The organism is Burkholderia sp. IT-111MI5, from assembly GCF_949752865.1.
GTDB classification, from domain to species: Bacteria; Pseudomonadota; Gammaproteobacteria; order Burkholderiales; family Burkholderiaceae; genus Burkholderia; species Burkholderia pyrrocinia_C.
Window position 1 is genome coordinate 1,114,020 of sequence record NZ_CATKIF010000011.1, and the last position, 26,022, is coordinate 1,140,041.

General features: G+C 65.2%; 27 protein-coding genes. 5 read left to right on the top strand and 22 right to left on the bottom strand.

Annotated features, from left to right (window positions below; all coding sequences use genetic code 11):
- Positions 1-101: 101 nt before the first annotated feature.
- The 8 genes from ACM6JT_RS13270 to ACM6JT_RS13305 form a co-directional block, all read right to left on the bottom strand.
- Positions 102-701: a hypothetical protein gene (locus ACM6JT_RS13270; RefSeq protein ID WP_414856616.1), complete on the bottom strand. Its 600-nt coding sequence runs from the start codon at positions 699-701 to the stop codon at positions 102-104.
- A gap of 149 nt (positions 702-850) precedes the next feature.
- The gene (locus tag ACM6JT_RS13275) at positions 851-1,060 is read right to left on the bottom strand and encodes a hypothetical protein (protein WP_414856617.1); all 210 of its coding nucleotides are present in this window, start codon (positions 1,058-1,060) and stop codon (positions 851-853) included.
- Entirely contained in the window at positions 1,057-1,350 is a 294-nt protein-coding gene (locus ACM6JT_RS13280) for a hypothetical protein (RefSeq protein WP_414856618.1), read from the bottom strand. The genes ACM6JT_RS13275 and ACM6JT_RS13280 overlap by 4 nt, the downstream gene beginning before the upstream one ends.
- Before the next feature lie 104 nt (positions 1,351-1,454).
- Positions 1,455-3,317, bottom strand: a complete 1,863-nt coding sequence (locus ACM6JT_RS13285) for a methyl-accepting chemotaxis protein (protein ID WP_414856619.1) — start codon at positions 3,315-3,317, stop codon at positions 1,455-1,457.
- Between the two features lie 158 nt (positions 3,318-3,475).
- The gene (locus tag ACM6JT_RS13290; RefSeq protein ID WP_414856620.1) at positions 3,476-4,144 is read right to left on the bottom strand and encodes a flagellar motor protein MotB; all 669 of its coding nucleotides are present in this window, start codon (positions 4,142-4,144) and stop codon (positions 3,476-3,478) included.
- Positions 4,145-4,183: 39 nt separating this feature from the next.
- The gene (locus tag ACM6JT_RS13295; protein WP_111019730.1) at positions 4,184-4,948 is read right to left on the bottom strand and encodes a flagellar motor protein; all 765 of its coding nucleotides are present in this window, start codon (positions 4,946-4,948) and stop codon (positions 4,184-4,186) included.
- Between the two features lie 13 nt (positions 4,949-4,961).
- Positions 4,962-6,200: a cyclic nucleotide-binding domain-containing protein gene (locus tag ACM6JT_RS13300; RefSeq protein ID WP_414856621.1), complete on the bottom strand. Its 1,239-nt coding sequence runs from the start codon at positions 6,198-6,200 to the stop codon at positions 4,962-4,964.
- A gap of 238 nt (positions 6,201-6,438) precedes the next feature.
- Complete coding sequence (locus tag ACM6JT_RS13305; protein ID WP_131948066.1) at positions 6,439-7,101, bottom strand: glutathione S-transferase family protein; 663 nt, start codon at positions 7,099-7,101, stop codon at positions 6,439-6,441.
- Between the two features lie 289 nt (positions 7,102-7,390).
- On the opposite strand from ACM6JT_RS13305, the gene ACM6JT_RS13310 reads away from it, so the two are divergent.
- Positions 7,391-8,749, top strand: coding sequence for a polyhydroxyalkanoate depolymerase (locus tag ACM6JT_RS13310; protein ID WP_414856622.1), 1,359 nt, complete (start codon positions 7,391-7,393; stop codon positions 8,747-8,749).
- A 121-nt stretch (positions 8,750-8,870) separates the two neighbouring features.
- Here the strand turns inward: ACM6JT_RS13310 and ACM6JT_RS13315 are convergent, their stop codons facing one another.
- The 13 genes from ACM6JT_RS13315 to kdpF form a co-directional block, all read right to left on the bottom strand.
- A complete protein-coding gene (locus tag ACM6JT_RS13315) occupies positions 8,871-9,341 on the bottom strand; it encodes a DUF3761 domain-containing protein (protein ID WP_131948068.1) in 471 nt (156 codons plus the stop codon).
- A 61-nt stretch (positions 9,342-9,402) separates the two neighbouring features.
- Positions 9,403-9,540: an HHHH-motif protein gene (locus ACM6JT_RS13320; RefSeq protein WP_165948126.1), complete on the bottom strand. Its 138-nt coding sequence runs from the start codon at positions 9,538-9,540 to the stop codon at positions 9,403-9,405.
- A gap of 344 nt (positions 9,541-9,884) precedes the next feature.
- Entirely contained in the window at positions 9,885-10,319 is a 435-nt protein-coding gene (locus tag ACM6JT_RS13325; RefSeq protein WP_034182163.1) for a cupin domain-containing protein, read from the bottom strand.
- Between the two features lie 208 nt (positions 10,320-10,527).
- On the bottom strand, positions 10,528-11,295 hold the full coding sequence (locus tag ACM6JT_RS13330) for an ABC transporter ATP-binding protein (protein ID WP_414856623.1): 768 nt from the start codon (positions 11,293-11,295) through the stop codon (positions 10,528-10,530).
- 24 nt (positions 11,296-11,319) lie between these two features.
- On the bottom strand, positions 11,320-12,033 hold the full coding sequence (locus tag ACM6JT_RS13335) for an ABC transporter permease (protein ID WP_105389653.1): 714 nt from the start codon (positions 12,031-12,033) through the stop codon (positions 11,320-11,322).
- Positions 12,030-12,719, bottom strand: coding sequence for an ABC transporter permease (locus ACM6JT_RS13340; RefSeq protein WP_034182160.1), 690 nt, complete (start codon positions 12,717-12,719; stop codon positions 12,030-12,032). The genes ACM6JT_RS13335 and ACM6JT_RS13340 overlap by 4 nt, the downstream gene beginning before the upstream one ends.
- Positions 12,720-12,894: 175 nt before the next feature.
- Positions 12,895-13,668, bottom strand: coding sequence for an ABC transporter substrate-binding protein (locus ACM6JT_RS13345; RefSeq protein WP_105133508.1), 774 nt, complete (start codon positions 13,666-13,668; stop codon positions 12,895-12,897).
- A gap of 309 nt (positions 13,669-13,977) precedes the next feature.
- A complete protein-coding gene (locus ACM6JT_RS13350; RefSeq protein ID WP_034182158.1) occupies positions 13,978-14,700 on the bottom strand; it encodes a response regulator in 723 nt (240 codons plus the stop codon).
- Positions 14,697-16,376 (bottom strand): DUF4118 domain-containing protein, encoded by a 1,680-nt coding sequence (locus tag ACM6JT_RS13355; protein WP_414856624.1) that lies wholly within the window; start codon positions 16,374-16,376, stop codon positions 14,697-14,699. The genes ACM6JT_RS13350 and ACM6JT_RS13355 overlap by 4 nt, the downstream gene beginning before the upstream one ends.
- 80 nt (positions 16,377-16,456) lie before the next feature.
- Positions 16,457-18,505 (bottom strand): potassium-transporting ATPase subunit KdpB, encoded by a 2,049-nt coding sequence (kdpB, locus tag ACM6JT_RS13360; protein ID WP_414856738.1) that lies wholly within the window; start codon positions 18,503-18,505, stop codon positions 16,457-16,459.
- Positions 18,506-18,552: 47 nt separating this feature from the next.
- Positions 18,553-19,263, bottom strand: coding sequence for a potassium-transporting ATPase subunit KdpC (gene kdpC, locus ACM6JT_RS13365; protein ID WP_414856625.1), 711 nt, complete (start codon positions 19,261-19,263; stop codon positions 18,553-18,555).
- Positions 19,264-19,273: 10 nt separating this feature from the next.
- Positions 19,274-20,977, bottom strand: coding sequence for a potassium-transporting ATPase subunit KdpA (gene kdpA, locus ACM6JT_RS13370; RefSeq protein WP_034182156.1), 1,704 nt, complete (start codon positions 20,975-20,977; stop codon positions 19,274-19,276).
- Positions 20,978-21,115: 138 nt separating this feature from the next.
- Positions 21,116-21,196 (bottom strand): K(+)-transporting ATPase subunit F, encoded by an 81-nt coding sequence (gene kdpF / locus ACM6JT_RS13375; RefSeq protein ID WP_063835069.1) that lies wholly within the window; start codon positions 21,194-21,196, stop codon positions 21,116-21,118.
- 338 nt (positions 21,197-21,534) lie between these two features.
- Between kdpF and ACM6JT_RS13380 the strand changes: the two genes are divergently transcribed.
- The 3 genes from ACM6JT_RS13380 (at position 21,535) to hutC (ending at position 24,018) form a co-directional block, all read left to right on the top strand.
- Positions 21,535-21,849 (top strand): hypothetical protein, encoded by a 315-nt coding sequence (locus ACM6JT_RS13380; RefSeq protein ID WP_243566180.1) that lies wholly within the window; start codon positions 21,535-21,537, stop codon positions 21,847-21,849.
- 163 nt (positions 21,850-22,012) lie between these two features.
- The gene (locus ACM6JT_RS13385) at positions 22,013-23,140 is read left to right on the top strand and encodes a porin (protein WP_414856626.1); all 1,128 of its coding nucleotides are present in this window, start codon (positions 22,013-22,015) and stop codon (positions 23,138-23,140) included.
- 182 nt (positions 23,141-23,322) lie between these two features.
- Entirely contained in the window at positions 23,323-24,018 is a 696-nt protein-coding gene (hutC, locus tag ACM6JT_RS13390; protein ID WP_131945653.1) for a histidine utilization repressor, read from the top strand.
- A gap of 9 nt (positions 24,019-24,027) precedes the next feature.
- On the opposite strand, the gene ACM6JT_RS13395 is transcribed toward hutC, so the two are convergent.
- Positions 24,028-25,269 carry a glycosyltransferase gene (locus tag ACM6JT_RS13395; protein ID WP_414856627.1) on the bottom strand — a complete coding sequence of 414 codons (1,242 nt, stop codon included), beginning with the start codon at positions 25,267-25,269 and terminating at the stop codon, positions 24,028-24,030.
- A 95-nt stretch (positions 25,270-25,364) separates the two neighbouring features.
- Between ACM6JT_RS13395 and ACM6JT_RS13400 the strand changes: the two genes are divergently transcribed.
- A complete protein-coding gene (locus ACM6JT_RS13400; protein ID WP_131945651.1) occupies positions 25,365-25,985 on the top strand; it encodes a TetR/AcrR family transcriptional regulator in 621 nt (206 codons plus the stop codon).
- The last annotated feature ends 37 nt before the right edge of the window (positions 25,986-26,022 follow it).

The window sequence follows — 26,022 nt, forward strand, 5'->3', positions numbered from 1 at the left end:
GTTCCCTTATCTATAATTACCGTGAAAGGCTTTTTTGTGCAGTAGGTCTCCAGCCACAAAATAATAAACCCCGCTTGAAATTGTGACTCAGAGCACCAGCCTCACTGAGAAATAGTTCCCAGCGAAAATAGCCGCAATAAGATCAGAAAGACGATGAAGCCCGCCGCGCCCCATTTGAGTTGCGTTCGCGTTTGAGAGCGCTGCCAATACGACTCTACTGCATATCGCCTCAGATTCTCGATCAGCGACTGGCCCCTGTTTTCTGCTCGCTCAATTGCGGCCAAGCAACTTATGAGCATGCCTTGGCTCCACATCGCTGGTACATCAGCGTGGTTCTTCGAGAGCATGTGGAACGATTGGCGGAAAGCTCGGATGTTCTCGTAGACGTAAGCCACGTCCCTCGCGGACTGTGCCCCGAGCAATCCAATCTTCGACGCGTTGTCATCGAAGAGCGGACTGGCAGGAACCGGCCATTCCTTCAAAGTCAGTTTCTCACCCTGTCCCAGCCCCATTAGCATCTTTTCTAGGCCATCCTTGATCGTCGGAATTGCTTCAGCGTGTGATTCCAACTCACCAGCGAGTGCACCGGCCAGAGCCTGCCCGTCTCGAAAGCGCCTGTAATCTTCCGCAAGAAAATTGTTCGAATAGCCGCCAACCAGCACACCGACAAAGCCGAGTAGCGCGACGTTCAGGTCAGCCATGACTTCTCCTTGTTCTATTTAGGCCACGGCTGAGTGTAATCGAAGGGGCGCGGCAAACAGCAGGTGTTTATCGTGGCAACTGACCGCACTGGCCGACCCGGCCGGTTTACCGTCCCGGCGGTCGGCAAACCGTTCCCTATTGAACGACTTCATCCACCATCTCTTGCACTTCCATCACAATCACTGAATACGTCCGTATAAACCGTCTCGTTATCGAAGATAACGGCAACATCATCGGTCGACTTTAGCCCCGCATCCGCCGTCGCTACCCAAGCTTTCAAAAGTGGAACAATCGTCACAGAAAGACTCACCGTCCCATCATTCGACTTGAAAAACAGCTCATCCGGCCCCGACGTCATCCCGTCATCCGCGACAACACTCTGAACGTTACTCCCCGCCTTCCCGGAAAACTTTTTTCCTTGACCGTCCCGACAAGCTTTACCAGCTTCGCATTCAGCTCGGCGGTGTATTTCTTGTCCAAATCCGCCCGATCTTCCATCCGAGCCGCATTCACTGCCTCGGCAGCCTTCTTCCGATCCGCGAGATAAGAATCGGTCGGCGACATCACCACCTTCGCCCCCACAACAGCGATCAGCGCCAGAAGCACAACCTCCCCCACCGCGACTTTCAGTTTCGAAATGCTTTTCATTCTTGTATGACGTCCCCGAAACCAGGCCCGAATGCAAAACGGCTGCCGTGAACCCACCGCAGCCGTCCCTCAGAAACGCCTCATTCTAAAACGCGAAACAGACTTTATTCATCCACCTTGAAAGCCGACACCAGCTTGGTCAATTCCGCCGCCTGCTGCTTCAAACTCTCGGCCGCTGCCGCGCTTTCCTCGACCAAAGCCGCATTCTGCTGCGTCATCTGATCGAGCGACTGCACCGCATCCCCAATCTGGTCGATCCCGGCACTCTGCTCCAGGCTAGCCTCAGCAATCTCGCTCATCATCGCGCTCACCCCCTGCACCTGCGAGACAACATCGCTCATCACCTTCCCCGCCTCGCTAACCAACCGCGACCCGGTATTCACCGTCCCCGCGCTATGTTCGATCAGCGCCTTGATCTCCTTCGCCGCCTGCGCGCTGCGCTGCGCCAGATTCCGCACTTCCGAAGCAACGACAGCAAACCCACGCCCCTGCTCCCCTGCCCGCGCCGCCTCCACAGCCGCATTCAGCGCAAGAATATTCGTCTGAAACGAAATACTGTCGATCATCACAATGATCTCGGAGATCCGCTGCGACGCATTGCTGATCTGCTCCATCGTGCTAACAACCTCACCCACAACCTGCCCGCCGCGCGCCGCCGTATCCGACGCGCCATTAATCATCTTCGCGGCGGTCGTCGCCGTCTCGGTGTTGTTCCGCACCACGGCCGTGATCTCTTCCATCGACGAAGCCGTCCGCTCCAGGTTGCTCGACTGCCCTTCTGTGCGTTCGCTCAAATCCGCATTCCCCGAAGCGATCTGCGCCGACCCGGTCGCAATCGACGCCGAAGCCGCCCGAATCCGATGAACGAGCGTCGACAACGACGACACGAACCGGTTGAATGCATCCGACAACTGCCCGATCTCGTCCTGGCTCTCGACCGTCATCCGGCGCGTCAGATCACCCTGGCCGCTGGCGATCTCCGACAGCAACGTCGCCGCACGCCGAATCGGCGCGGCAATCGCGCGCCCGACCAGCCAGATCACGAGCAGCGCAACCCCAAGCCCCACCACCGCCGCCACCAGCGCCGCACTGCGAATCGCGCGCGTCACCGGCCCGAGCAGTTCCGCCTGCGGCACCTCGACGACGACATACGCATTCAGCTCCGGAATAAACGACGTCGCGATGAACCGCGCGCCGCCGTCGCCGTTGTAGCTCAGGTACGCATACGGCTTGCCGGCCAGCAGCGTCGACGACGCATCGTCAGGCAGGCCGTGCTGGTCCTTCAGAAAATGCTTGCCGTCGATCAGCGACGTATCGCGATGCATCATGATCGCGCCGTCCGGACGCACGAGATACGCGAACCCGGTCTCGCCGATCCGGTATGCGGAGATGCCCTTCGCGAGCGCATCGACGGACAGGCTCATGCTCGCTGCGCCGATCGGCACGCCGTCGAGTTCGACGCGGCTGTTGATGAACATCATGTAGCCGCCGACGGTCACCTCGCGATCCATGTTCACGTCGAACGCCTTGCCGGACGACAGGAAGCTGGTCAGCCACTGATCCTTGTCGGTGACCTTCCGCTGCAGGCCGGCTTCGTTGTAGTAGTTGCCGCTCTTCACCGACACCCACTGCACGGACGCGGCCTTCTGCTCGTCCTTCACGTTCTTCGCGAGCTGGATCCAGTTGCGCGTGCCGGCGTCGGGTTCGCCTTCGGCTTCCCATTGCAGCAGGAACGCATCGCGCGCGAGAATGCGCGACGCGGCGATCGGCCCGGCCATCTGCCGCTGCACGTCGGCGCGAATGCCGTTCACTGCGGTCGGCAACTCTTCGCGGACGACGCGATCGCTCACCGCGTTGCCGATCAGACGGATGCTCAGTCCGCTCGAAATCGCGACGAACACGAGCAGGCAACTCGTCATGCTGAGAATCAGCTTGTTCTGAATGGAAAGCTTGCGCCAGAAATGCATGGGGAACCCTCGATAACCGCTCGGTCTGAGCCAGTTTGAGTTATCGGCATGCACGCACAGAAGCGCATCGCTGATTTCAGATATCTATCATTCGAGATTCGTTATGTCGTTGACAGGCGGGCATATGCGGCCGCCTATACGCGCACGATCAGCGCAAATCAATACGCAACGAAGATCGTCACGCGCCGATTCCGCGCTCGCGCAGCGGCATCGTCACCCGCCACGAGCGGCTGCGTATCGGCCCGCCCGATCGCCGCGAGCCGATGCGGCGCCACACCGCGCTCGGTCAGGTAGCGCACGACGCTCCCCGCGCGCGCCGACGAAAGCTCCCAGTTCGATTCGTATTTCGCGTTCGCAATCGGCACGTTATCCGTATGCCCTTCGACGAGAATGTCGCCGGTCGCGTGCTCGCTCAGTGCCTGCGCGATCTGGTTCAGCACGGGCGACGAATCGGGCAGCAAGCGCGCATCGCCGACGTTGAACAGGATCTTCGCGTCGATGCCGATCTCGACGCCGTGCGGCGCCTTCACCAGCGATATCCGCCCGTTCATCTTCAACTTATCGAGCAACGCGAGCCAGGCCGGCGCGCGTTCGGGTGTTACGACATTGGCAGTACTCGCAGCGCCACCGGCGTGTCGCGCAAGCGTCTGATATCGCGCGTCAAGCGCGTTGTATTTCGCGAGCTGGAGCACGTACAGCGCGAGAAACAGCACCATCAGCGTCGTGATGAGATCCGCGTACGAAATCAGCCAGCGCCCGGACTGCGTGCCTTCGAGTTCGTGGTCATCGCGATCGGCGGCGGTCGCGCCGTCAGTTCGGGCTGTCATACCGAAGATCCCTGTTTGTCGTACCGCATACGCAGCACATCACGCAAGCGACTCGGCCGCACGCCCGCGCACATCGCCGGTCAGCCGCGTTTCGATCGTATGTGGCGACTCCTTGCGCGAGATCGCGAGCAAACCGTCGAGATACAGCTTGCGAAACCGCAGTTCGCTATCGATCTGCGCGCGCAGCTTGCCGTAAAGCGGCAGAAACACGAGGTTCGCAAACGCCAGCCCGTACAGCGTCGCGATGAACGCAACCGCGATGCCCGGCCCGAGTTGCGCCGGTTCGAGGATATGGCTCGTCACCTGCACGAGCCCGAGCACCGATCCGAGAATGCCGAACGTCGGCGCATACCCGCCCGCCTGCTGCCACACGCGCACGGCGGCCAGGCGGCTGCGCTCGTAGGCGTCGAGTTCGCGCTGCAATGCATCCTCGAGCACGGCGGTCGATACGCCGTTCGCCAGCAGTTCGAGCCCGCGGCGCGCGAACGGATGGATGCCGCTCACGTCCATCGATTCGAACGCGAGCAGCCCGTCGAGCTTCGCGCGGTCGCCCCATTCGAGCAGGTCGGACAGGTGCTTGCGATCGACCTCTCTCGCGCGCACGAACGCAAGCCGCAACTGCTTCACCGCGTCGAAGAAGCGTGCCCAGGTGTTCTGGATCATCACCGCGCCGAGCGTGCCGCCGAGCACGATGACGAGCGCCTCGAACTGGAACAGCATCGTGAAATGCCCGCCTTCCAGCGCGAACCCGAACACGATCGCCGCGCCGCCCAGCACCACACCGGCCAAGGTCAACAGATCCATACGCCTCCCCGTGTCACGCATCCGACGCCACGGACGCCGCACCCGTCGCCGGCGCCTTGGCCGCGCGCACGGCATCCAGCACGCGCTGCTCGATATCCTCGATCTCGATCGGATCGAGCTTGAGCTCGCGACGCATCACCCACGACACCTCGTTGCGCCGCGCCTCGGTCATCACGGAAAACAGCTTGTCGGCCACCGCGCGATCGTCGAGGTTCGCGATCAGCTTCGCGAGATCGTACGTATCGAACGCGCTGATCACGTCGAACAGCGTGCGCTGGTCGACCCACACGAGATCCTCCAGCGAACGCACGTCGCCGCCCCGACGCCCGTTGCGCCGCGAGAAATACGCGACGCCCTTTTGCTCGACGTAACTGAGTACCTTCGATTTGCGGAACGCGAACACCTCTTCGGCAATCTCGCCGTTCGACAGCTTGTTGAGCAGCAGCGTCTTCTCGACGCCGATCAGCGATTCGAGATCGGCCAATTCGATGAGCTCGAGTTCGCTGTTGATTGACACGTCGAGATCGTGATCGGCAACCTGCTGCGCTCGATCGATCACGCGCGCGGCATCGAATGTGACGACCTGGCGCGCATCCGACGAAGCCGCATAGTCGGCTGCGCCGCCGACATGGTCGGCCTGCGCGGCTTCGATCGTGACGAGATTGAGCTTCTCCATGCGTCGCAGCATCGCGAGCACATGCGGCCGCGAGTGGCCGGCAATCGCGCGGCATTTGCGGATCACTTCGGCAAGCGGCACCGAGGTTTCGGTCGCATGGGCCTGCATCGGCCGGCGCGCCCACCCGTCGCCGGATTCGCGTGCATCGGCGCCGGCCATCAGCGACAGCACATGGGCATACGACAGCACGCCGGGCATGAAGTCCGCATGCGTGTAGGTCGCGAGCTGGTCGTCCTTGCGCTTCACGCGCCGGATCATCGTTCGCACGATATGGCGCAGCAGCGCCGACACGCGCTCGATTTCTTCATCGAGCATGCCGGCCGGCACGACCGTGAGCTGACAGAACGAAAGCGCCTTCGCGGTATGGGCGCGCGGCTCGGCGGCGAGCAGCGCCGATTCGCCGAAGAACTCGCCGCGGCCGAGCGTCGCGACGATGACGCGCTTGTCGTCGCACCGCGTGGACAGCTCGACCTTGCCGTCGGTGATCAGAAAGATCACGGGCTCGCCCGCGAAGCCCTCCGAGTAAATGATTTCTCCGGGCGCCGCTGTACGCGTCCACGATTGCTGACGATTCACGTCGATTCCCCTGCTGCGCTGGTTGTTGCAGACTGCGCGCCGCACGTCGAAAGCATGCGTGTCGCGAGTCGTCCCCGTGACTCGTTTACGTCATCGGGCTCAACATCCTTTAGGGAATTCGCACTCGGTTTAACCCGAAATCAAGGTAAAACGTTTGCGCATTGCGCAGCAGCATAGAGAACCCCATTTCGATGCTTGCGCGTGTAGTGCAATTGAAAGCACGCCGAGATCGCGCGCATCAAAACTCCATGTCGAGTTCATCGATGTCTTCCTGCTCCGCCTTCGCCGCGTCGATCCACTCGGCGACGAACGGATGCGCGAGCACGCGCATGCAGTATTCGGCGATTTCCGGCTCCAGCTTCACGTCGTAGGTCAGGAAGCGCGTGACGACCGGCGCATACATCGCGTCGGCGACACCGATCTCCGCGCCGAACAGCCAGGGCCCGCCATACGCGGCCAGGCACTCGTGCCAGATCGTCACGATCCGCTGGATGTCGTGCTGCGCGCGCGACCAGATCCGGAAGCCGGGGAAATGCGCGCGCAGGTTCATCGGCAGCGCGGAGCGCAGCGCGCTGAAACCGGAATGCATCTCGCCGCAGATCGACCGGCAATGCGCGCGCGCACGCCGGCCTTCAGGCAGCAGCCGCGCCTGCGGCCGGATTTCGTTCAGGTATTCGGCGATCGCGAGCGTATCCCACACCTTGTTGCCGTCGTGCGTCAGGCATGGCACGAGAATCGACGGCGACAGCAACAGCAGCTCCGCGCGCGACGCGGCATCGATCGGCACGCTGACGGTGTCGAACGCCAAGCCGCTGAGCTTCGCGAGCAGCCAGCCGCGCATCGACCACGACGAGTAATTGCGGCTGCTGATGGTCAGCGTCGTCTGTCCGGTTGATTCCATGTCGCTCCCCTGCTGAAAGCCGTTCGTGCCCCTGCACCGAAAGCGGACACCGTACCCGTCACCCGCACCATGCGCGTGCGGCACATTCGCAGAACTGGCGCAGCGCCGCACCGTCTCGCGGCACGCGCCGCTCGCGACGACCGGCGCGGCAACGCATCGCGTTCGGCTGACGGTCGTGGCGTGCCGCCTAAGCCGCCACGCTCCCTGACCGCGTGCAACCTGCGTGCCAGCCGCATGCTGGCACACGGCTTGCCTTGTTCAATACAACGCAGCGCAACGAGCGACGGCCATGAACCTGTTTGCCTATCCGTTTTACCAATGGTCTGCCGAATGCCTGCGCCCGGCGCGCGCATGGGCCGCGACCACGCGCGCGACGATGTCGCTGTGGCCCCCATCCACGTCAACGCCGACGGGTCGCATGGTCGACGCGCTGTGCGAGCTGCTCGAATGCTGCGCGTTCTCGCATCGGCGTCCGCCGTTCGGGATCGCGTCGATCGTCGTCGACGGAGAAACGGTGCCGATCGTCGAGGAAGCTGCCGCGGCCACGCCGTTCGGCACGCTGCTGCATTTCCGCAAGGCGCGGCCGGTCGCGCGCCAGCCGCGCGTGCTGATCGTCGCGCCGATGTCCGGGCATTTCGCGACGCTGCTGCGCGGCACGGTGCACACGATGCTGGCCGACCACGACGTGTACATCACCGATTGGCACAACCCGCGCGACATCCCGCTGACGGCCGGGCGCTTCGGTTTCGACGAATACGTCGAGCATGTGATCGACTTCATCCGCCAGATCGGCCCGGACACGCATGTGCTCGCGATCTGCCAGCCGACCGTCGCCGCGCTCGCGGCGGTCGCGCTGATGGCCGCCGGCGGCGATCCGGCGCAGCCCGCGAGCCTGACGCTGATGGCGGGCCCGATCGACTGCCGCGTGAATCCGACGAAGGTCAACGCGCTCGCCACGAGCCAGACGATCGAATGGTTCGCGAAGAACCTGATCAGCGTGGTGCCGGCCGGCTTCGTCGGCGCGCAGCGGTGCGTGTATCCGGGCTTCGTACAGGTCGGCGCCTTCATGTCGATGAACCCCGATCGGCATGCGGCTTCGTTTGCCGATATGTATTACGAGCGCGCGAAAGGCGATCCCGCGAAAGCCGACACGCTGCGGCATTTCTACGACGAATACTTCGCGACGGCCGACCTCACCGCGGAGTTCTATCTGGAGACGGTCGAGAAGGTGTTCCAGCAATACGCGCTCGCGCGCGGCGAACTGACGGTGGGCGACAGGCTCGTCGAACCGGCGGCGATTCACCGCACCGCGCTGCTGACGATCGAAGGCGAGAAGGACGATATCTGCGCGGTGGGCCAGACGGTGGCCGCGCAGGAGCTGTGTTCGGGGTTGCCGCCGTATCTGAAGACGCACCACGTGCAAACGGGTGCGGGCCACTATGGCGTGTTCAACGGCAGCCGCTGGGAAACGCAGATCTATCCGATCGTGCGCGCGACGATCCACGACAACGAACCGTACGATCGCACCGCGGATGCGGAAGGCAACGCGAGCGGCACGCACTACGTCACGCTGCGCGCGCTGCTCGATGCGCGTGCAACCGAACACGATGCGGGGACCGTCGAACCCTCATCGCATCACGCCCACTGAATCCGGGCAACGACGCAACGACCGGCATCGCAAATGAATCGCCCCGCCGGGATGGCGGGGCGTGATTTCCAGCAGCCTTCAGGCGACGCGCGAGCGAATGAACTCGCGCGCCCGGCTTGCGTTACGAGCAGGCCTTGCCGTGCGACGCGTGGAAGCCCTTCGCCTTCGCATCCGCTTCCGACATGTAGCTGCCGTGCTTCGTCTTGCCGTAGTACTTGTCGGTCGAGCAGTGGTAGACCTTCGTGCTGTCGTTGGCCCACACCTTGCCCGCGCCGCCGCCCGGCGCCGCAGCGGTGGTCGTCGCAGACGCGCTCTTCGCGGGCGCGGCACCGGATGCAGCGGCAGCGGACGCCGCCGTTGCCGGCGCCGTCGCGGCCGGCGCGCTGGCTGCTGCCGCCGAAGATGCGCCGTACCAGGTCTTCACGCCCTTATGGCCCGCACATGCGCCCTTCTTCGATGCGCCCGAGTAGAACGAACCGTCCTTGCACAGACCGGTCGTGCCGGCCGGCGCGCTGGCCGGAACCTGCGCGAATGCACCGATCGACACACCCATGCCGGCGACGAGCGCGGCGATCAACATCGTCTTTTTCATAGTCCTCTCCTGATTTGCCTGAATGATCAATGCGTCCCGGGCGTACCCGAGGGAAATCCCGTTACCGCACCCAGCGGCACATGCGATGGTGGTGATGGTCGTAGTGGCACACACGGTGCGAATGGGCTTCGGCGAGCGCCGGAGCGAGAACGGCGCATGCCACTGCGGTGACCGTCAGGATCTTCGCGATGCGCTTCATGGATTTCTCCCGGGTAGGACAGCCGGCGATCCGGCTGGTACCTCCTTAACGCCGGCCGTCGACAGGCCGTGCACCGTGCAGCCCGCAATTGACGATCTTTGACACCACGTAACAATCCGTCACGCAAAGCTGACGAATCTCTTTCCTTTCTTTCCGGATCTTCAGCTTCGCAACCCTTCGGAATTCGAATGAATGGATCGAAGGGGAAAGCAGGTCGCGGGTATCAGCAGAGCACGCGGAGGATTCCGGGACGCGTCAACGAAAAACCGCCCGAAGGCGGTCTGTCGCAAACGTGCGCACGATGCGCGTCGGTCGGCACATTCGCACCTCGGGAAACCGGCCAGCTACGCACCCGTCTCGCCCCACGGCGTCGGCGGTGGCACGGCGCAAGGCCCTTCAACATCGATCGACTTGAAATCGGCGGGCCCGACGATCTCCAGATACTCCATGTCCGGCGAGTAGTCGAACAGGTAGTGGACAATCCCCGGCGCCTGATGCACGCAGTCGCCGGCGGACACCAGCGTTTCCTGCTCGCCGTACATGAAGCGCGCCCAACCCTTCAGCATGTACACGATATGGAACTCGGCCTCGTGACGGTGCCAGCCGGTGCCCGCCGTCGGTGCATGATTCGCCCTGACGAGTTGCGCGACGACCTTGCCGTTCGTCGCGGCCGCGATGCCGAGATCGCGATACAGGAAGAAGTCGCGCAGGCCTTCGCCTTGATACGCGGTGTCCTGCGGCTTCACGTGGGAAAAATGGGTGGTTGTCGGTGTGCTCATCGTGGTGCTCCTTCATTGAAAGGATCAAGCCTGACAAGCACTTAGCGTTCCAGTTTGCGACGGCGCGAAGCCGTGCAGGTTACCGCTCGTGCGTGTCGCGCAGCGGCCTTTGACGGATGCGCTCGCGCAACTGTAAGCGTACTTCAATCTCCGCATCGCCCGGGACGCCATTGCGGCTTCACGGGCGATGCGCACACGGCCTGCTTGCTTACTTCAACCGCCCCGACAAAAACTGCCCGAGCCGTTCGCTCTTCGGATTCACGAGAATCTCCTGCGGATTCCCTTCCTCCTCGATCTTCCCCTGATGCAGGAAGATCACGTGATTCGACACGTTGCGCGCGAAGCCCATCTCGTGCGTGACGACGACCATCGTGCGGCCCTCCTCGGCGAGCTTCTGCATCACCTTCAGCACTTCGCCGACGAGTTCCGGATCGAGCGCCGACGTCGGCTCGTCGAACAGCATCACTTCCGGCTCCATCGCCAGTGCGCGCGCGATCGCAACACGCTGCTGCTGGCCGCCCGACAGGTGCGACGGATACATGCTCTCGACGCGCGGCGCGAGGCCGACCTTCTCCAGGTACTTGCGCGCCCGCGCGATCGCCTCATCCTTGCCGATCCCGAGCACGGCCATCGGCGCCTCGATCACGTTCTCGAGCACCGTCATGTGTGCCCACAGGTTGAAGTGCTGGAACACCATCGCGAGCTTCGTGCGCATCCGCTGCAGCTGCTTCTGGTCGGCCACGCGCAGTGACCCGTTGCGATCGCGCGTGGTCTGGATCGGCTCGCTGCCGATCGTGATCTGCCCCGAGCACGGCTGCTCGAGGAAGTTGATGCAGCGCAGGAACGTGCTCTTGCCGGAGCCGCTCGAGCCGATGATGCTGATCACGTCGCCGGCCTTCGCCTTCATCGACACGCCCTTCAACACCTCGTTGTCGCCGAATTTCTTGTGCAGGTTATCGACTGTGAGCTTGTACATGCTTGGTCCTTCGTTGCGAATGCATTAATGGCCGCGCGGCGAGAGGTACGCGAGCCAGCGCGTCTCGAGCTTGCGGAACGCCCAGATGAGTGCGAACACGACGGCGGCGTACAGCACGGCTGCGATGCCGTAAGCCTGGAACGACATGTACGTCGCCGAGTTGACGTCGCGCGTGACCTTCAGGATGTCGGGCACGGTCGCGGTGAACGCGAGCGTGGTCGCATGCAGCATCAGGATCACCTCGTTGCTGTAGCTCGGCAGCGAGCGGCGCAGCGCGGAAGGCAGGATGATCCGCGTATAGAGCTTGAAGCGCGACATCCCGTAGGCCTGCCCGGCCTCGATCTCGCCGGCAGACGTCGCCTTGATCGCGCCCGCGAAGATCTCCGTCGCATACGCGCATTCGTTCAGCACGAACGCGAGCAGCGTGCAGTTCATCGCGTTGCGGAAGAACGTATCGAGCAGCACGTGATCGTGCACGACCTGCAGGCTGTAGATGCCCGTGTAACACATCAGCAGCTGCACGTAGAGCGGCGTGCCGCGGAACACATACGTATAGAGCCACACGGGGCCCGAGATCCAGCGGTTCGACGATGCGCGCGCGATCGCGAGCGGCACGGCGAGCGCGAAACCGAGCGCGATCGACACGACCAGCAGCCACAGCGTGATCGCGAGGCCGCTGAAGCGGTAGCCGTCGGTATACAGATAGCTTTGCCAGTATTGGCCGATGAGTTCGATCACAGTGCGAGCCTCCGGACGCCGACGGAATAACGCTTCTCGAGGTGATGCAGCACGACGTTGGACACCGTCGTGATCGCGAGGTAGATCGCGCCCGCGGCCAGCGTGAAGAAGAAGAAATCGAGCGTGCTCTTGCCCGCGTCCTGCGACGCCTTGACCACGTCGGCGAGGCCGATGATCGACACGAGCGCGGTGGCTTTCACGAGCACCTGCCAGTTGTTGCCGATGCCGGGCAGCGCGAAGCGCATCATCTGCGGGAACAGGATGCGATGAAACACGCGCCAGCCGCCCATCCCGTACGCGAAGCCGGCTTCGAGCTGGCCGCGCGGCACCGCGAGGAACGCGCCGCGGAACGTCTCGGTGAAATATGCGCCGTAGATGAAGCCGAGCGTCACGACGCCGGCCACGAATGGGTCGATGTCGATCTGGTCCCAGCCGATCAGGTCGGTCGCGTTGTTCAGCAGGATCTGGATCCCGTAGAACAGCAGCAGCATCAGCACGAGGTCCGGCACCGCGCGGATCAGCGTCGTATAGAAGGTGCCGATCGACTTGAGCACGCGGTTGGTCGACAGTTTCGCGCCCGCGCCGGCAAGCCCCAGCACGAGCGACGCGGCGAGCGACAGCACCGCGAGCTTCACGGTCTCGACCGTGCCGGCCCACAGCAGCGGGCCAAATCCTTGGAAGATCATATAAGGGGTCCAGAACGATGTGGCTGGATTGTCAATAGCCATTAACCGCGCATCAAACGATATCTACGCACTACCTGATGCAACCTGCTCATCAAGCCCGACGCATCCCGTGACGCGGGCGGCGCCCGGCAACAGACGCGGCGCGCACCGCAGCCGATGCGCGCCGCATGGACGGTCAGCCGCCGTAGACGTCGAACGCGAAGTACTTCTTCTCGAGCTTCTTGTACGTGCCGTCCTTGATGATGTCGGCGATCGCGTGGTCGATCTTCGCCTTCAGGTCGGCGTCGTCCTTGCGCAGGCCGATGCCCGCGCCATTGCCGAGCGTCTTCGGATCGTCGATGTCGCCGCCGGCGAACTGGAAGTTCGCGCCGCGCGGCGTCTTCAGGAAACCGATGTCGGCCTGCACCGCGTCCTGCAGCGCCGCGTCGAGGCGGCCGGACATCAGGTCCTGGTACACGCCGTCCTGGTTCTGGTAAGGCACGACCTGCACGCCCTTCGGCGCCCAGTAGGCCTTTGCGTAGGTTTCCTGAATGGTGCCCTGCTCGACGCCGACCGACTTGCCCTTCAGCGATTCGGCCGTCGGCTGCAGGTTCGCGCCTTTCTTCGCGACGAGGCGCGTCGGCGTGTTGAACAGCTTGTCGGAGAACGCGATCTGCTCGGCGCGCGCCGGCGTCATCGACATCGACGACAGCACGCCGTCGAACTTCTTCGCCTTCAGCGCCGGAATCATCCCGTCGAAGTCGTTCTCGATCCACACGCATTTCGCCTTCAGGCGGGCGCAGATCTCGTTGCCGAGATCGACGTCGAAGCCGACCACCTTGCCGCTTGCGTCCTTCGATTCGAACGGCGGATAGCTGGCGTCGACGCCGAACCGGATCGTCGACCAATCCTTGGCGTGGGCACCGACCGCGATGCAGGCAAGGGCAATACTGAGCGCGAGTTTCTTCATGGAATTCCTGTCAGAGGCGAACTGGGCCGGGGTCACGTCGAGCGGCCCGCACCGGCGCTGCCGGCACGGCGACTCCGCCGCGAACCCTTTCAACCCGGAAATCGCGCTGTCTAGCGACGCTCCAAGTTGTACATACAACTTTGCCTTTTCAAGGGTGTCGCCAGCAATCCGTGTTTATCTCTAATTGTCGGATCATTAGGGTCGCCGGTCGAAATTTTCCTTAAATTTCAATTAACTATGGATTACACGACACTGAATCCCGGCTTTCTCGATGCGTAAGGGAGCGGCCGGAAGGCACGCAACACCTGTCTAGACCTCACGGGTCGCGCCAACCGTTTCCAGTCCGACCAGCCGGTAGCCGAACTGCAGCTCCGTCAGCAGGTGCCGCGGCCTCGCCGGCACCGGTTCGAGTTTCTGCCGCAGGTTGGTCATGTACACGCGCACGTAGTGCGCGCGGTCCGCGTCGTGAATACCCCACACCTCGGCCAGCAGTTGCCGCGCGGCGATCACGCCGCCGCGTGCGCGAATCAGCGCGGCAAGCAGCCGGAATTCGAGGCGAGTCAGATGGACGGGTTCGCCGCCGCGCACGACTTCATGCCGGCCGAGATCGACGGTCACGTCGCCGAACCGCACGATCGACGACGCTTGCCCGTCGGCCGACACGAACGCCGCGCGCCGCAACAGCGCGCGTGCCCGCGCGAGCAGTTCGGGCACGCCGAACGGCTTCGCGAGGTAATCGTCCGCGCCCGCGTCGAGCGCGGCGACCTTCTCCACTTCCTGCTGCCGCGCCGACAGCACGATCACAGGCACCGTCGACCACTCGCGCAGCTCGCGGATGAACGCCTTGCCGTCGCCGTCCGGCAGCCCGAGATCGACGATCACGAGATCGGGCTTGCTGCTCGACGCATACATCCGCGCCTCGCGGGCCGTCGACGCCTCGCAGGCGTCGAGCCCTTCCTGTTCCAGTGCCATCCTGACGAAACGGCGGATGTCGGATTCGTCTTCGACGATAAGTACGCGCGACCTGATCATGTGTGGCTCTCATGTTCGATATCGGGCGGCGCGCCCAACGGCAGGCGAATCTCGAACCGCGCGCCGTGCGGATCGAGCGGCACCGCGCGGATCGACCCGCCGTGCGCGTTGACGATGCTGCGGCACAGCGCGAGCCCGAGCCCCACGCCGCTGATCGACGACTCCTTGCGTTCGCGCTCGAACGGCTCGAACAGCGGCTCGGTATTGCGCGCGACGAATCCAGGCCCGTCGTCCTCGACGAACACGTACAGCGTTTCGCCGAACACGCGTGCGCGCACCGACACGGCCGCATCCGCGCCCGCATACTTCGCGGCGTTGTCGAGCAGGTTCATCAGCACGCGCTCGATCAGCAGCGCGTCGACGTCGATCAGCGGCAGGTCGACGGGCAAGTCGGCGCTCACGTCGCGGCCGGCCAGCACGCCGGCCGAATGCGCGAGCGCGCTGCCGACGATCTCGTCGAGCATGTGCCACTCGCGATTGAGCCGCACGCCTTCGCTCTGCATCCGCGCGAGGTCGAGCAGGTTCACGACGAGCCCGTGCAGCGCTTCGGCCTGGTTGCGGATGCCATGCGCGAGCGCGGCCGGCTGCCCGTCTGCCAGACGTTCCGGCCGCTCCAGCGTCTCGGCGAGCCCGCGAATCGCGGTGAGCGGCGTCTTCAGGTCGTGCGACACGGCGGCCAGCAGCGCGTTGCGCAACCGCTCGCCTTCGATCCGCACGAGCGTGTGCTGCGCGACGTCGACGTAATGCACGCGTTCGAGCGCCATCGCGATCGACGAGCACAGCGCGTCGATCAGGCGGCGATCGTCGGGGTCCGTGGGCACCGGCTGCGCATCGCCGAACAGCACGAGCACGCCGCGCACGCGCATCGGCGCCTTCAGCGGCAGGTACTGCGCGGCCGCGCGCTCGAACGGCGCCATCCCGCACCCGGCGCCGCGCGCCTGCTCGTATGCCCAGCGCGCGATCGGCGTTTCCACGAACCCTGCGTGTTGCGTCGGCATCAGCCGGTCGTTCTCGTCGGGCAGCACGAGCGCGATGCGCACGCCGAGCAGCGGCGCAATCGTGCCGGTGCAGATCGATGCGATCTGCTCGGTCCCGATCGCGGCCGACAGATCGTGCGCGACGCGCGCGAGCGCCGCCGAGCGTTTCTCGTTCGCACGCGCGGCGCGGGCCTCCGCGCGCAGGCGCGCCGCGAGCTGGCCGATCGCGAGCGCGACGGCCAGCATCAGCGCGAACGTGAACACGTATTGCGTATCGGACACCGCGAACGACAGCCGCGGCTCGACGAAGAAGAAGTCGAAGCAGCCGACGCAGACGAACGCGGCCCACGCGCCGGCCAGCCGGCCGAGCCGCAGCGCGATCAGCACGACGGTCATCAGGAACAGCATCACGACGTTCGACAGGTCGAACACGCGCAGCAGCGCGCTCGCCGCGAGCGTCGCCAGCGCGCAGACGAGCGTGGCCCACAGCAGCGGCGCCGCGTACTGCGACATCCATACTTGCGCGCGCGGGTGCGCTTCCCGCACGGCGAGCGTCGGCCGCGTGTCGGGCCCGGCGCCCGCGATGCGCTCGGCGATGCCCGCGCACGCGCGCAGCAAGAGCTGCCAGCGGCCGCGGCTCGACGCGGTTTCCAGCGGCACCCTCGCCCGTCGATTCGCTTCGTTCACGTTCACATCCATGATCGCTTCCGGCAAATGAAACGCCGAACGGCCCCGCGCACGCCGCGAAAGCGTGAGCGGGGCCGCGACGGCGCGTTCGGTCAGATAAACGGCGTCAGCAGCATGTCGATCAGCTTGATGCCGATGAACGGCGCGACGATCCCGCCCACGCCGTAGATCAGCAGGTTGCGCCCCAGCAGCTTCCCGGCCGGCTCCGCGCGATACTTCACGCCCTTCAGCGCGAGCGGAATCAGCGCGACGATGATCAACGCATTGAAGATCACCGCCGACAGGATCGCCGACGTCGGGCTGTGCAGCCCCATCACGTTCAGCGCGCCGAGCGCCGGATACGTCGCGACGAACGCGGCCGGGATGATCGCGAAATACTTCGCGAGATCGTTCGCGACGCTGAACGTGGTCAGCGCGCCGCGTGTCATGATCATCTGCTTGCCGACTTCGACCACCTGCATCAGCTTCGTCGGGTTGCTGTCGAGGTCGACCATGTTGGCCGCTTCCTTCGCCGCCTGCGTGCCGCTGTGCATCGCGACGGCCACGTCGGCCTGCGCCAGCGCGGGTGCGTCGTTGGTGCCGTCGCCCGTCATCGCGACGAGATGGCCCTTCGCCTGGTGCTCGCGGATCAGCCGCAGCTTGTCCTCGGGCGTCGCTTCGGCAAGGTAATCGTCGACGCCGGCTTCCGCCGCGATCGCGGCCGCGGTCAGCCGGTTGTCGCCGGTGATCATCACGGTCTTCACGCCGACCTTGCGCAGCTCGGCGAAGCGCGCGGCGATCCCGTGCTTGACGATGTCCTTCAGCTCGATCGTGCCGAGCACGCGCAAGCCGTCGGCGACGACGAGCGGCGTGCCGCCGCGCCGCGCGATGTCGTTGACGGCCGTCTCGACCGCGTGCGGAAACGCGCCGCCGAGCGCATCGACGTGCGCGCGGATCGCGGACGCCGCACCCTTGCGCACCTGCCGCTCGCCGATATCGAGGCCGCTCATCCGCGTGCGTGCGCTGAACGGCACCGCGACGCTGCCGTCGCTCGCGGCCACCTCCAGCGAGAAGCGCTGCTTCGCGAGCGCGACGATCGAGCGCCCTTCGGGCGTCTCGTCGGCCAGCGACGACAGTTGCGCGGCCTCGGCCAGCGCACGCTCTTCCACGCCGGGCGCCGGCCGGAACTGCACGGCCTCGCGGTTGCCGAGCGTGATCGTGCCGGTCTTGTCGAGCAGCAGCACGTCGACGTCGCCGGCCGCCTCGATCGCGCGCCCCGACGTCGCGAGCACGTTCGCGCGCATCATGCGGCTCATCCCGGCGATGCCGATCGCCGACAGCAGCGCGCCGATCGTCGTCGGGATCAGGCAGACCAGCAGCGCGATCAGCACGGTCAGGCTCACGGCCGCGCCCGACGCGTTCAGCAGCACGCTGAACTGCGAGAACGGCAGCAGCGTCACGCACACGAGCAGGAAGATGATCGTCAGCGCGACGAGCAGGATCGTCAGCGCGATCTCGTTCGGCGTCTTGCCGCGTTTCGCGCCTTCGACCATCGCGATCATCCGGTCGAGGAACGCTTCGCCGGGTTGCGCGGTGATCTTCACGACGATCCAGTCGGACAGCACGCGCGTGCCGCCCGTCACCGACGAGAAATCGCCGCCGGATTCGCGGATCACCGGAGCCGATTCGCCGGTAATTGCCGATTCGTCGACCGACGCGACGCCGTCGATCACTTCGCCGTCGGCCGGAATCGTGTCGCCGGCCTCGACGAGCACGATGCTGCCGGCGGCAAGCTCGTCGCTCGGCACGCGATGGCTGGTGCTGCCGTATTGCTTCGGCTCGTCGAGCACCTTCGCGTACACGCGCTTGCGCGCCGCGCGCAGCGCATCGGCCTGCGCCTTGCCGCGCCCTTCGGCCAGCGCCTCGGCCGCGTTCGCGAATAGCACGGTGAACCACAGCCAGCACGCAACGGCGAAGATGAAGCCGGCCGGCGCATCGCCGGTGCCGGTCAGCGCCTGTAGCCACAGCGCGGTCGTGACGATGCTGCCGAGATAGACGACGAACATCACCGGGTTTTTCAGCTGCACGCGCGGCGAGAGCTTGCGGACCGCCTCGCGCAGCACGGCGGTCCAGCGCATCGGCGGCACGCCGCCGATCGGCATGGCCGCGGGGTTGATCGGGGTTTCGATATGGGACATGAGTGACTCCGTTATTCCTGCTCTTTCCGCGCGCCGGCTGCGTGGCCGAATGCATGGTCGAGCGCGAGGTTCAGGTCGAGCACGCGCACGCGCGGTTCGCCGAGCACGCCGAGCTGGCGCGGTGCGGCGATGCGATCGACCAGCGCCGTGACCTTCGCGGCATCGATGCCGCGCGCATGGGCGACCCGCGCCGCCTGCAGCCGCGCGTTCGCGACCGAGATCTCCGGATCGAGCCCCGACGCGGACGCCGTGACGGCGTCCACCGGTACCGGCGTGCCGTCGGCGAGTGCGTTCTGCTGCCGGTACGCACGCACGCGCTGCTCAATATCCGCGAGCAACTTCTTGCTGGTTGCGCCCTGGTTACTCGCGCCGCTGCCGGCCGCGTTGTACGGCTGGTCGACCGTCTTCGACGGATCGGCCGGATCGGTGCCGACCGTCGCGCTCGGCCGCGCATGGAAGTAGCCGGCGCGCGTGAAGTTCTGTCCGATCACCGCGGAGCCGATCGTCGTGCCGTCACGCTGGACGAGACTTCCGCGCGCCTGCGCCGGGAACAGCACGTTCGCGACGCCCGTGGTCAGCAGCGGATACGCGATGCCGGTGACGAGCATGAACAGCACCGACGATGCGATCACGGGCCGCACGAGGCCGCGCGTCGCCGCGCCGAACGAAGAACCGGGTGCCGGCGCGGCGACGGCCGCTGCCTGGCGATTGCGTTGCATCATGATGTTTCCCTCAGAACAGTTGGCCGCCCGACATCAGCAGGTGCTCGACGACCGGGCCGAGCGCGAGCGCGGGCAGGAACGTGAGACCGCCGACGACGAGGATCACGAAGATCAGCAGGCCGGCGAACAGGCTCGTCGACGTCGACAGCGTGCCGGCGCTTTCGGGCACGCTCTTCTTCGCGGCGAGGCTGCCCGCGACCGCGAGCATCGGCAGCAGCGTCAGGTAGCGGCCGATCAGCATCGCGAAACCGATCGTCGTATTGAAGAACGGCGTGTTCGCGTTCAGGCCCGCGAACGCGGAGCCGTTGTTCGCCGTGCCCGACGTGTACGCGTACAGCACTTCGCTGAAGCCGTGCGGCCCGAGGTTCGCGAGGCTGTTCATCGTCGCAGGCAACATCGCGGCCAGCGCGGTGAAGCCGAGGATGCTGAACGGATGTGCGAGCACCGCGAGCATCACGAGCTTCATCTCGCGCGCCTCGATCTTCTTGCCGAGAAACTCCGGCGTGCGGCCGATCATCATCCCGACGAGGAACACCGTGAGGATTGCGAACGTGAACAGGTTGATCAACCCGACGCCGTCGCCGCCGAACACGTTGTTCAGCATCATCTGCGCGATCGGCACGAGCCCGCCGAGCGGCGTCAGCGAGTCGTGCATTGCGTCGACCGAGCCGGTGGTCGCGGCCGTCGTGACGGTCGCGAACAGGCTCGTCTGCGCGATGCCGAAGCGCATCTCCTTGCCTTCCATGTTGCCGCCCGGCTGCACGGCGCTCATCTGCTGGTCGACGCCGAGCCCGGTCAGCAGCGGATTGCCGTGCTGCTCGGCCTGATAGATCACGGCGAGGAAGCCGACGAACATCACGACGAACGCGCCGAGGATCACCCAGCCCTGGCGGCGCCGGCCGATCATCGTGCCGAGCGTATAGGTCAGCGCGGACGGAATCAGCAGCATCGACAGCATATGCAGCGTGTTGGTGAGCGGCGTCGGGTTCTCGAACGGATGCGCGGCGTTCATGCTGAAGAAGCCGCCGCCGTTCGTGCCGATGTGCTTGATCGATTCGAGGCTCGCAACCGGCCCCATCACGATCTGCTGGCGCGCACCTTCGAGCGTGGTCGCCCACGCGTCGGACGCGAGCGTCTGCGGCATGCCCTGCCACACGTACACGAGCGCCATCACGAAGCTGAGCGGCAGCAGCACGCGGTAGGTCACGCGCGTGAAATCGACCCAGTAGTTGCCGATGTCGGCCGCGCTCTTGCGGCTCAGCCCGCGAATGAAGCCGCCCGCGGCCGCGATGCCGGTCGCGGCGCTGACCATCATCAGGAACGTGATGACGGCCATCTGCGAGAAGTTCGACAGGCTGCTCTCGCCCGCATACGCCTGCCAGTTCGTGTTCGTGATGAACGACGCGGCCGTGTTGAATGCGAGATCGGGGCTTTGCGCGGCGCGCTGCAGCGCATCGAACGGCAGCGCGTCCTGGATGCGCAGCAGCAGATAGCCGAGCAGCATCATCGCGGCATTGCCGAGCAGCAGCACCATCCCGTAGCGCTGCCACGACATCGCTTCGTCGGGATTCACGCCGAGCAGTGCATAGGTGCGGCGTTCGACCCACGCGTGGCGCGGGCTCGTAAATGCGTGCGCCAGCCATTTCCCGACGACGGGCACCAGCGCCAGCATGATCGCGAGAACGATCGCGAATTGAATCAGATTGTTGAACATGTCGACACTCGCTCAGATCCGGTCGAGGCCGGTGATGAAACCGGCCGTCAATGCGAAGAACGCAAGCGTGAACAGTACGAAAAGCAGATCGCTCATGACATTCACCGATATTTTCGAATTCCTGTTGAATCGTGCCGATCAATACCGCTCGGGCTTGATCAATGCATGAAACAGATAGATAAAGAGCGCGATCGATACCGCGCCGGTGATCCACAACATGGCTTTCCCCTTTGTTCGTATGCGCGGAATATCCACGCGATCGTCTGCGTATCGGGCCTTGCCGCGTCGGCGCGGGCTCGAGTGACGCCCCCATGCTCATCTGGAGAATGGGATGCGACAGTGTAGAAATCCGCGTATCAAAGCGGTGTTCAATTTCCTTACGGGGAATAAAAAAGCTGTAAAGACGAAAGCCGGCGGCCGTGGTGTCTTTTTATATGTTCTTTTCAGCGGCGGTGCGAGTCTATACACCGTATCGTCACGGCGATTCCTAGAATGGGCGCCATGTCCAACACGAGATCTCCGCGGTGCGGAGCACGATGCGACCCGGGGATGAACGCATGAAACCGACCAGAACCGAATCCGCCGCCTCACGCGATCTGCCGCCGGTTCGTGCGCGGCGCCGGTGCCCCGCGGACGACCTCGTGCTGCTGTCGATCCGCGTCGAATCGGACAATCTCGCCGTCGTGCGGCGCCTGCTGCATCAGGCTGTCGGCGCCGCGCTCAATTTCTATACGGCCGCGCTCGACAAACGCACCGGGCGCGCGTGCATCGAACTCGAAGTCGCGCGGTCGCAGGCATCGCCGGCGATCATGGCGATCCTCCGCCTGCTGCCCGCCGCCGAGTTCGGCACGATCCGCCTGTTGCAGCACTAGCCTGCAGCCGTTTCGGCCGCGCGACGCCTCCCTTTCATCGATTCGAACGCACGCATCCGGCACGAACGGGCGCGGTTCTTCACGAACCGAACGCGTTCGCGGCTGGCACGCGCGTCGGATCGCCGTTCCCGTCGTTACGGGCCTTTCCCAGGAAGCACAAACAATGAAAAAAGCAGTCGTCGGTACCCTCTCCCTCGCGTTCTTCGGCGCCGCCGCGCATGCGCAAAGCAGCGTCACGCTTTACGGGATGCTGGATGCCGGTATCGCCTATACGAACAACCAGTCGGGTAAAAGCGTGTGGCAGCAAGGCAGCGGCCTGCTGTCGAATACGGTCTTCGGGCTGAACGGCAACGAGGATCTCGGCGGCGGCCTGCATGCGCTGTTCCGCCTCGAGAACGGCTTCAACCTGAACAACGGCACGCAATCCTACCGGAACACGATGTTCGGCCGCCGCGCGTACGTCGGCCTGCAAAGCGATCAATACGGCGCGCTGACGCTCGGCCGGCAATACGACTCCGTCGTCGACTATCTCGGCCCGCTGGCAATGGCGAACAACGGCGACGGCAACAACCTCGCGTCGCATCCGTTCGACAACGACAACATCGACGATTCGTTCTACATCGACAACGCGGTGAAATACACGAGCCCGACGCTCGCCGGCTGGCAGTTCGGCGGCCTGTACGGGTTCAGCAACGCGGCCGGTGGCTTCGCGAACAACCGCGCGTACAGCGCGGGCGTGTCGTATGCGAACGGGCCGGTCAGCCTCGGCGCGGCGTACCTGCAGCTCAACCGCGGCGGGCTGACGGCCGGCGGTGCGCTGTCGACGAACGATGCGCCGAACTTCCCCGCCGTGCGCCAGCGCGTGGTGGGCGCCGGCGGCAGCTATGCGTTCGACCGGCTGACGGTCGGTGCACTGTGGACGCATTCGATGTTCGACGAAACGGCCGCGTCGTCGCTGCCCGGCGCGCTGAACGCGCTGCGCTTCGACAACTACGAGATCAACGCGCGCTATGCGCTGACGCCGGCGGTCTCGTTCGCGGGCGCCTATACGTTCACCGAAGGCCGCTACGACGACGCAACCGGCAGCCACCGGCCGAAATGGCACCAGGTGACGCTGATGGCCGACTACGCGCTGAGCAAGCGCACCGACGTGTATGCGGAAACCGTGTACCAGCACCAGTTCGGCGTGCCGTCGGGCGCGCCGCTCGGGTTCGCGAACGTCACGGGGCTCGCGGCTTCGTCGACGAACACGCAGGTGGTCGCGACGGTCGGCATCCGGCATCGGTTCTGACCGCGCGCCGGCCATCGACGGCCGGCCGCTCTGTGCAATCCCGCATGGACGCGCGCCGGCCGAACAGGGATCATTCGGGGAATCCGGGCCCGCGCGCCCGCGAAACCGGTACACTCGGCGCCGGGCGCGCGCCGGATCGGCATTCGGCGGCGGGCCGCTGCCGACTCTCGAATCCCGATCCCATGACCACACCGATCTATCAGGAAATCAAGGACTTCATCCTCGCGCGGATTCATGCCGGCGAGTGGGCGGAAGGCGACCAGGTGCCGTCGGAGAACGAGCTCGCGCGCGAATTCAACGTCGCGCGGATGACCGTCAACCGCGCGCTGCGCGAGCTGACGGCCGAACAGGTGCTCACGCGCACGCGCGGCTCGGGCACGTATGTCGCATCGCCGAAGTACGAATCGACGCTCGTCGCGATCCGCAGCATCTCCGACGAAGTCGCCGCGCGCGGCCACGGCTATCGCGCACAGGTGCTGCAGGTCGGCGCGGCCGTCGCCGATGCGAAGCTCGCCGACGAGCTGCAAATCGATGCCGGCAGCCCGATCTTCCATTCGCGCGTGCTGCATTTCGAGAACGACACGCCCGTGCAGCTCGAGGAACGCTGGGTCAATCCGGCCTGCGCGCCCGAATACGCGTTGCAGGACTTCACGACGACGACGCCGAACCAGTACCTAACGCGCGTCGCGCCGCTGCAGCGTGTGGAATACCGGATCGAGGCCGCGATGCCCGACGCCGAAACGCGTCGCCATCTGACGATGGACGACCGCGAGCCGTGCCTGCTGCTGCATCGGCGCACGTGGTCGCAAGGGTTGGTCGCGTCGGTCGCCAATCTGTGGCACCCGGGCAGCCGTTACCGGTTCACCGGGCATTTCTGACGCGCGGCCTCACCGCGCGCCGGGGCGCGCCCATCGCTCGATCGCGCCGACCGCCAGCTTCAAGCCGTCCTCTTGAGCGATGCGCTCGCCGAGTTCCATTGCACGCGCTTTCGTGTCGGCGCGCTCGGCAAACGCGATAGCCCGCGCAAGCGCGGCACCGTCCACGCGCCGCCCCGCGACCGGCGCATCCGCGACGCCGAGCCGCCGCAACCGGTTCGCCCAGAAGAACTGATCGCCCGCGAACGGCACGACGATCGACGGAATGCCCGCCCGCGCGGCCGAATGCGTGGTGCCCGATCCGCCGTGATGGATCGCCATCGACACGCGCGGGAACAGCCAGTCGTGCGGCGTGTCGCCGATCACGCGGACGTGCGCCGGCAGCAGCGACGCATCGATGCCGCTCCAGCCTGGATAGAACAGCGCGCGTCGGCCGTCGAGCGCACGCACCAGCGCGTCGGCCATCGCCGCGCGGTCGAAGCCGGCCATGCTGCCGAAGCCGATGTACACCGGCGGATCGCCCGAATCGAGAAAGGTGGAAAGTTCAGGCGGCGGCGCCCATGCACTTACATCGATACGCCATTGCCCGCATGCAAGCACCTGCGACGGCCAGTCGGCCGGGCCGAATAGCAGCGCCGGCGATACGCCGTACAGCATCGGATGATCGGTCCACACCCGCTTGCGCGGCGGCAGCCCGCATACGCTTGCGCGCGCCGCATTCGTCGCTTTCCTGAATGCCTGCCACAGCAGCGCGTTGACGAACCCGTGGCTCGCGCGGTTCAGCCAGCGCGGCAGCTTGCCCGGCGGCAGGAACGGCGACGCGAATTCGGCGGTCGCCGTGATCGGGATCATGCCGGCGCCGATCGCCGGCACGCGGCGATATTCGGCGACCGACAACCCGACGAACGACGCGAGCCCCGATACGAGGATCGCGTCGCAACCGGCTGACGCGTCGGCGACTTCGCGCATCCACGCGGCCGTGTTCGCATTCGCGATCGCCGCGAGCGCCTTCGACGTGTCGTTGAACCCGCCGCGCCCGCGCACCGCGTCCGACAACGCGCCGTCCGGTGCGATCGCGCGGCGGATATCGCCGGACAACGGCGCCGACGGCACGCCGAGCGCGTCGGCCGAACCGAGCGTTGCGGCATCGGCCAGCAGCCGGACATCGTGGCCGGCATCCATCAGCGCACGGCCGAGCGCCGCGAGCGGGCGCGTATCGCCTTCGGTGCCGTAGGTGGCGATGACAAGCATCATGCGTGACTCCTCGTTCCATCGACGGGAACTGGTGGATCTCAAAAAATGCACGTCGTATACTAATGCAATTCATGCACTTTCAGCAGATCCCCATCATGCCGATTCCGACCGAAGATCCGGGCCGCCGCGCGCGCAAGCGCATCCAGATGCTCGCGCATCTCGCCGCCACCGGCGCGCGCCTGTTCGATGCGCACGGCTACGAAGCCGTCACGATGGAACAGATCGCCGCGCAGGCCGATGTCGCGAAGCGCACGCTGTACAACCACTTTCCGACGAAGGAAGCCGTGCTCGCGCACTGGCTCGAAGGCGAGCTCGCGCGTGACCTCGCGCATCTGCAGCGCGACGTCGCGCGGCGCAAGACCTTTGCGTCGCGCATCGGCTGCGTGCTCGACGCGTCGGCCGCATGGTGCGAGCAGCATCCGGTGTACCTGCTCGCGTATCTGCGGCACCGCTTCCTGAGCATCGGTACGGTCGATCCGGAAAGCGGCGGGGAGAACGGCAGCGATATCGCGCTGGTGTGGCAGCAACTGATCGCCGCGGGGCAGCAATCCGGCGAACTGAACGCAACGCTGCGGGCCGACCAGCTCGCGACGTGGTTCCATCACCTGTATCTCGCGGCGATGCTGCGCTGGCTGACGGTGCCGGGGCTGTCGCTGAAACGGGAGTTTCAGTCGGTCGCGAAGTTGTTTATTGAAGGCGCGCAAGCGCAACGCTGAGCGGTGCATGGCGCCGGTCGGGCGCTCACAAGCTCAC

Coding starts and splice junctions, on each gene's coding strand:
- ACM6JT_RS13355 (WP_414856624.1), bottom strand. CDS start 16,376: ATGGATGTGAACGTGAACGAAGCGAATCGACGGGCGAGGGTGCCGCTG.
- hutC (WP_131945653.1), top strand. CDS start 23,323: ATGACCACACCGATCTATCAGGAAATCAAGGACTTCATCCTCGCGCGG.
- ACM6JT_RS13395 (WP_414856627.1), bottom strand. CDS start 25,269: ATGATGCTTGTCATCGCCACCTACGGCACCGAAGGCGATACGCGCCCG.
- kdpC (WP_414856625.1), bottom strand. CDS start 19,263: ATGATGCAACGCAATCGCCAGGCAGCGGCCGTCGCCGCGCCGGCACCC.
- ACM6JT_RS13290 (WP_414856620.1), bottom strand. CDS start 4,144: ATGACAGCCCGAACTGACGGCGCGACCGCCGCCGATCGCGATGACCAC.
- ACM6JT_RS13310 (WP_414856622.1), top strand. CDS start 7,391: ATGAACCTGTTTGCCTATCCGTTTTACCAATGGTCTGCCGAATGCCTG.
- ACM6JT_RS13270 (WP_414856616.1), bottom strand. CDS start 701: ATGGCTGACCTGAACGTCGCGCTACTCGGCTTTGTCGGTGTGCTGGTT.
- ACM6JT_RS13340 (WP_034182160.1), bottom strand. CDS start 12,719: ATGATCTTCCAAGGATTTGGCCCGCTGCTGTGGGCCGGCACGGTCGAG.
- ACM6JT_RS13345 (WP_105133508.1), bottom strand. CDS start 13,668: ATGAAGAAACTCGCGCTCAGTATTGCCCTTGCCTGCATCGCGGTCGGT.
- kdpB (WP_414856738.1), bottom strand. CDS start 18,505: ATGCCGATCGGCGGCGTGCCGCCGATGCGCTGGACCGCCGTGCTGCGC.
- ACM6JT_RS13275 (WP_414856617.1), bottom strand. CDS start 1,060: ATGACGTCGGGGCCGGATGAGCTGTTTTTCAAGTCGAATGATGGGACG.
- kdpF (WP_063835069.1), bottom strand. CDS start 21,196: ATGTTGTGGATCACCGGCGCGGTATCGATCGCGCTCTTTATCTATCTG.
- ACM6JT_RS13400 (WP_131945651.1), top strand. CDS start 25,365: ATGCCGATTCCGACCGAAGATCCGGGCCGCCGCGCGCGCAAGCGCATC.
- ACM6JT_RS13295 (WP_111019730.1), bottom strand. CDS start 4,948: ATGGATCTGTTGACCTTGGCCGGTGTGGTGCTGGGCGGCGCGGCGATC.
- ACM6JT_RS13350 (WP_034182158.1), bottom strand. CDS start 14,700: ATGATCAGGTCGCGCGTACTTATCGTCGAAGACGAATCCGACATCCGC.
- ACM6JT_RS13380 (WP_243566180.1), top strand. CDS start 21,535: ATGAAACCGACCAGAACCGAATCCGCCGCCTCACGCGATCTGCCGCCG.
- ACM6JT_RS13285 (WP_414856619.1), bottom strand. CDS start 3,317: ATGCATTTCTGGCGCAAGCTTTCCATTCAGAACAAGCTGATTCTCAGC.
- ACM6JT_RS13325 (WP_034182163.1), bottom strand. CDS start 10,319: ATGAGCACACCGACAACCACCCATTTTTCCCACGTGAAGCCGCAGGAC.
- ACM6JT_RS13280 (WP_414856618.1), bottom strand. CDS start 1,350: ATGAAAAGCATTTCGAAACTGAAAGTCGCGGTGGGGGAGGTTGTGCTT.
- ACM6JT_RS13330 (WP_414856623.1), bottom strand. CDS start 11,295: ATGTACAAGCTCACAGTCGATAACCTGCACAAGAAATTCGGCGACAAC.
- ACM6JT_RS13315 (WP_131948068.1), bottom strand. CDS start 9,341: ATGAAAAAGACGATGTTGATCGCCGCGCTCGTCGCCGGCATGGGTGTG.
- ACM6JT_RS13385 (WP_414856626.1), top strand. CDS start 22,013: ATGAAAAAAGCAGTCGTCGGTACCCTCTCCCTCGCGTTCTTCGGCGCC.
- ACM6JT_RS13320 (WP_165948126.1), bottom strand. CDS start 9,540: ATGAAGCGCATCGCGAAGATCCTGACGGTCACCGCAGTGGCATGCGCC.
- ACM6JT_RS13305 (WP_131948066.1), bottom strand. CDS start 7,101: ATGGAATCAACCGGACAGACGACGCTGACCATCAGCAGCCGCAATTAC.
- kdpA (WP_034182156.1), bottom strand. CDS start 20,977: ATGTTCAACAATCTGATTCAATTCGCGATCGTTCTCGCGATCATGCTG.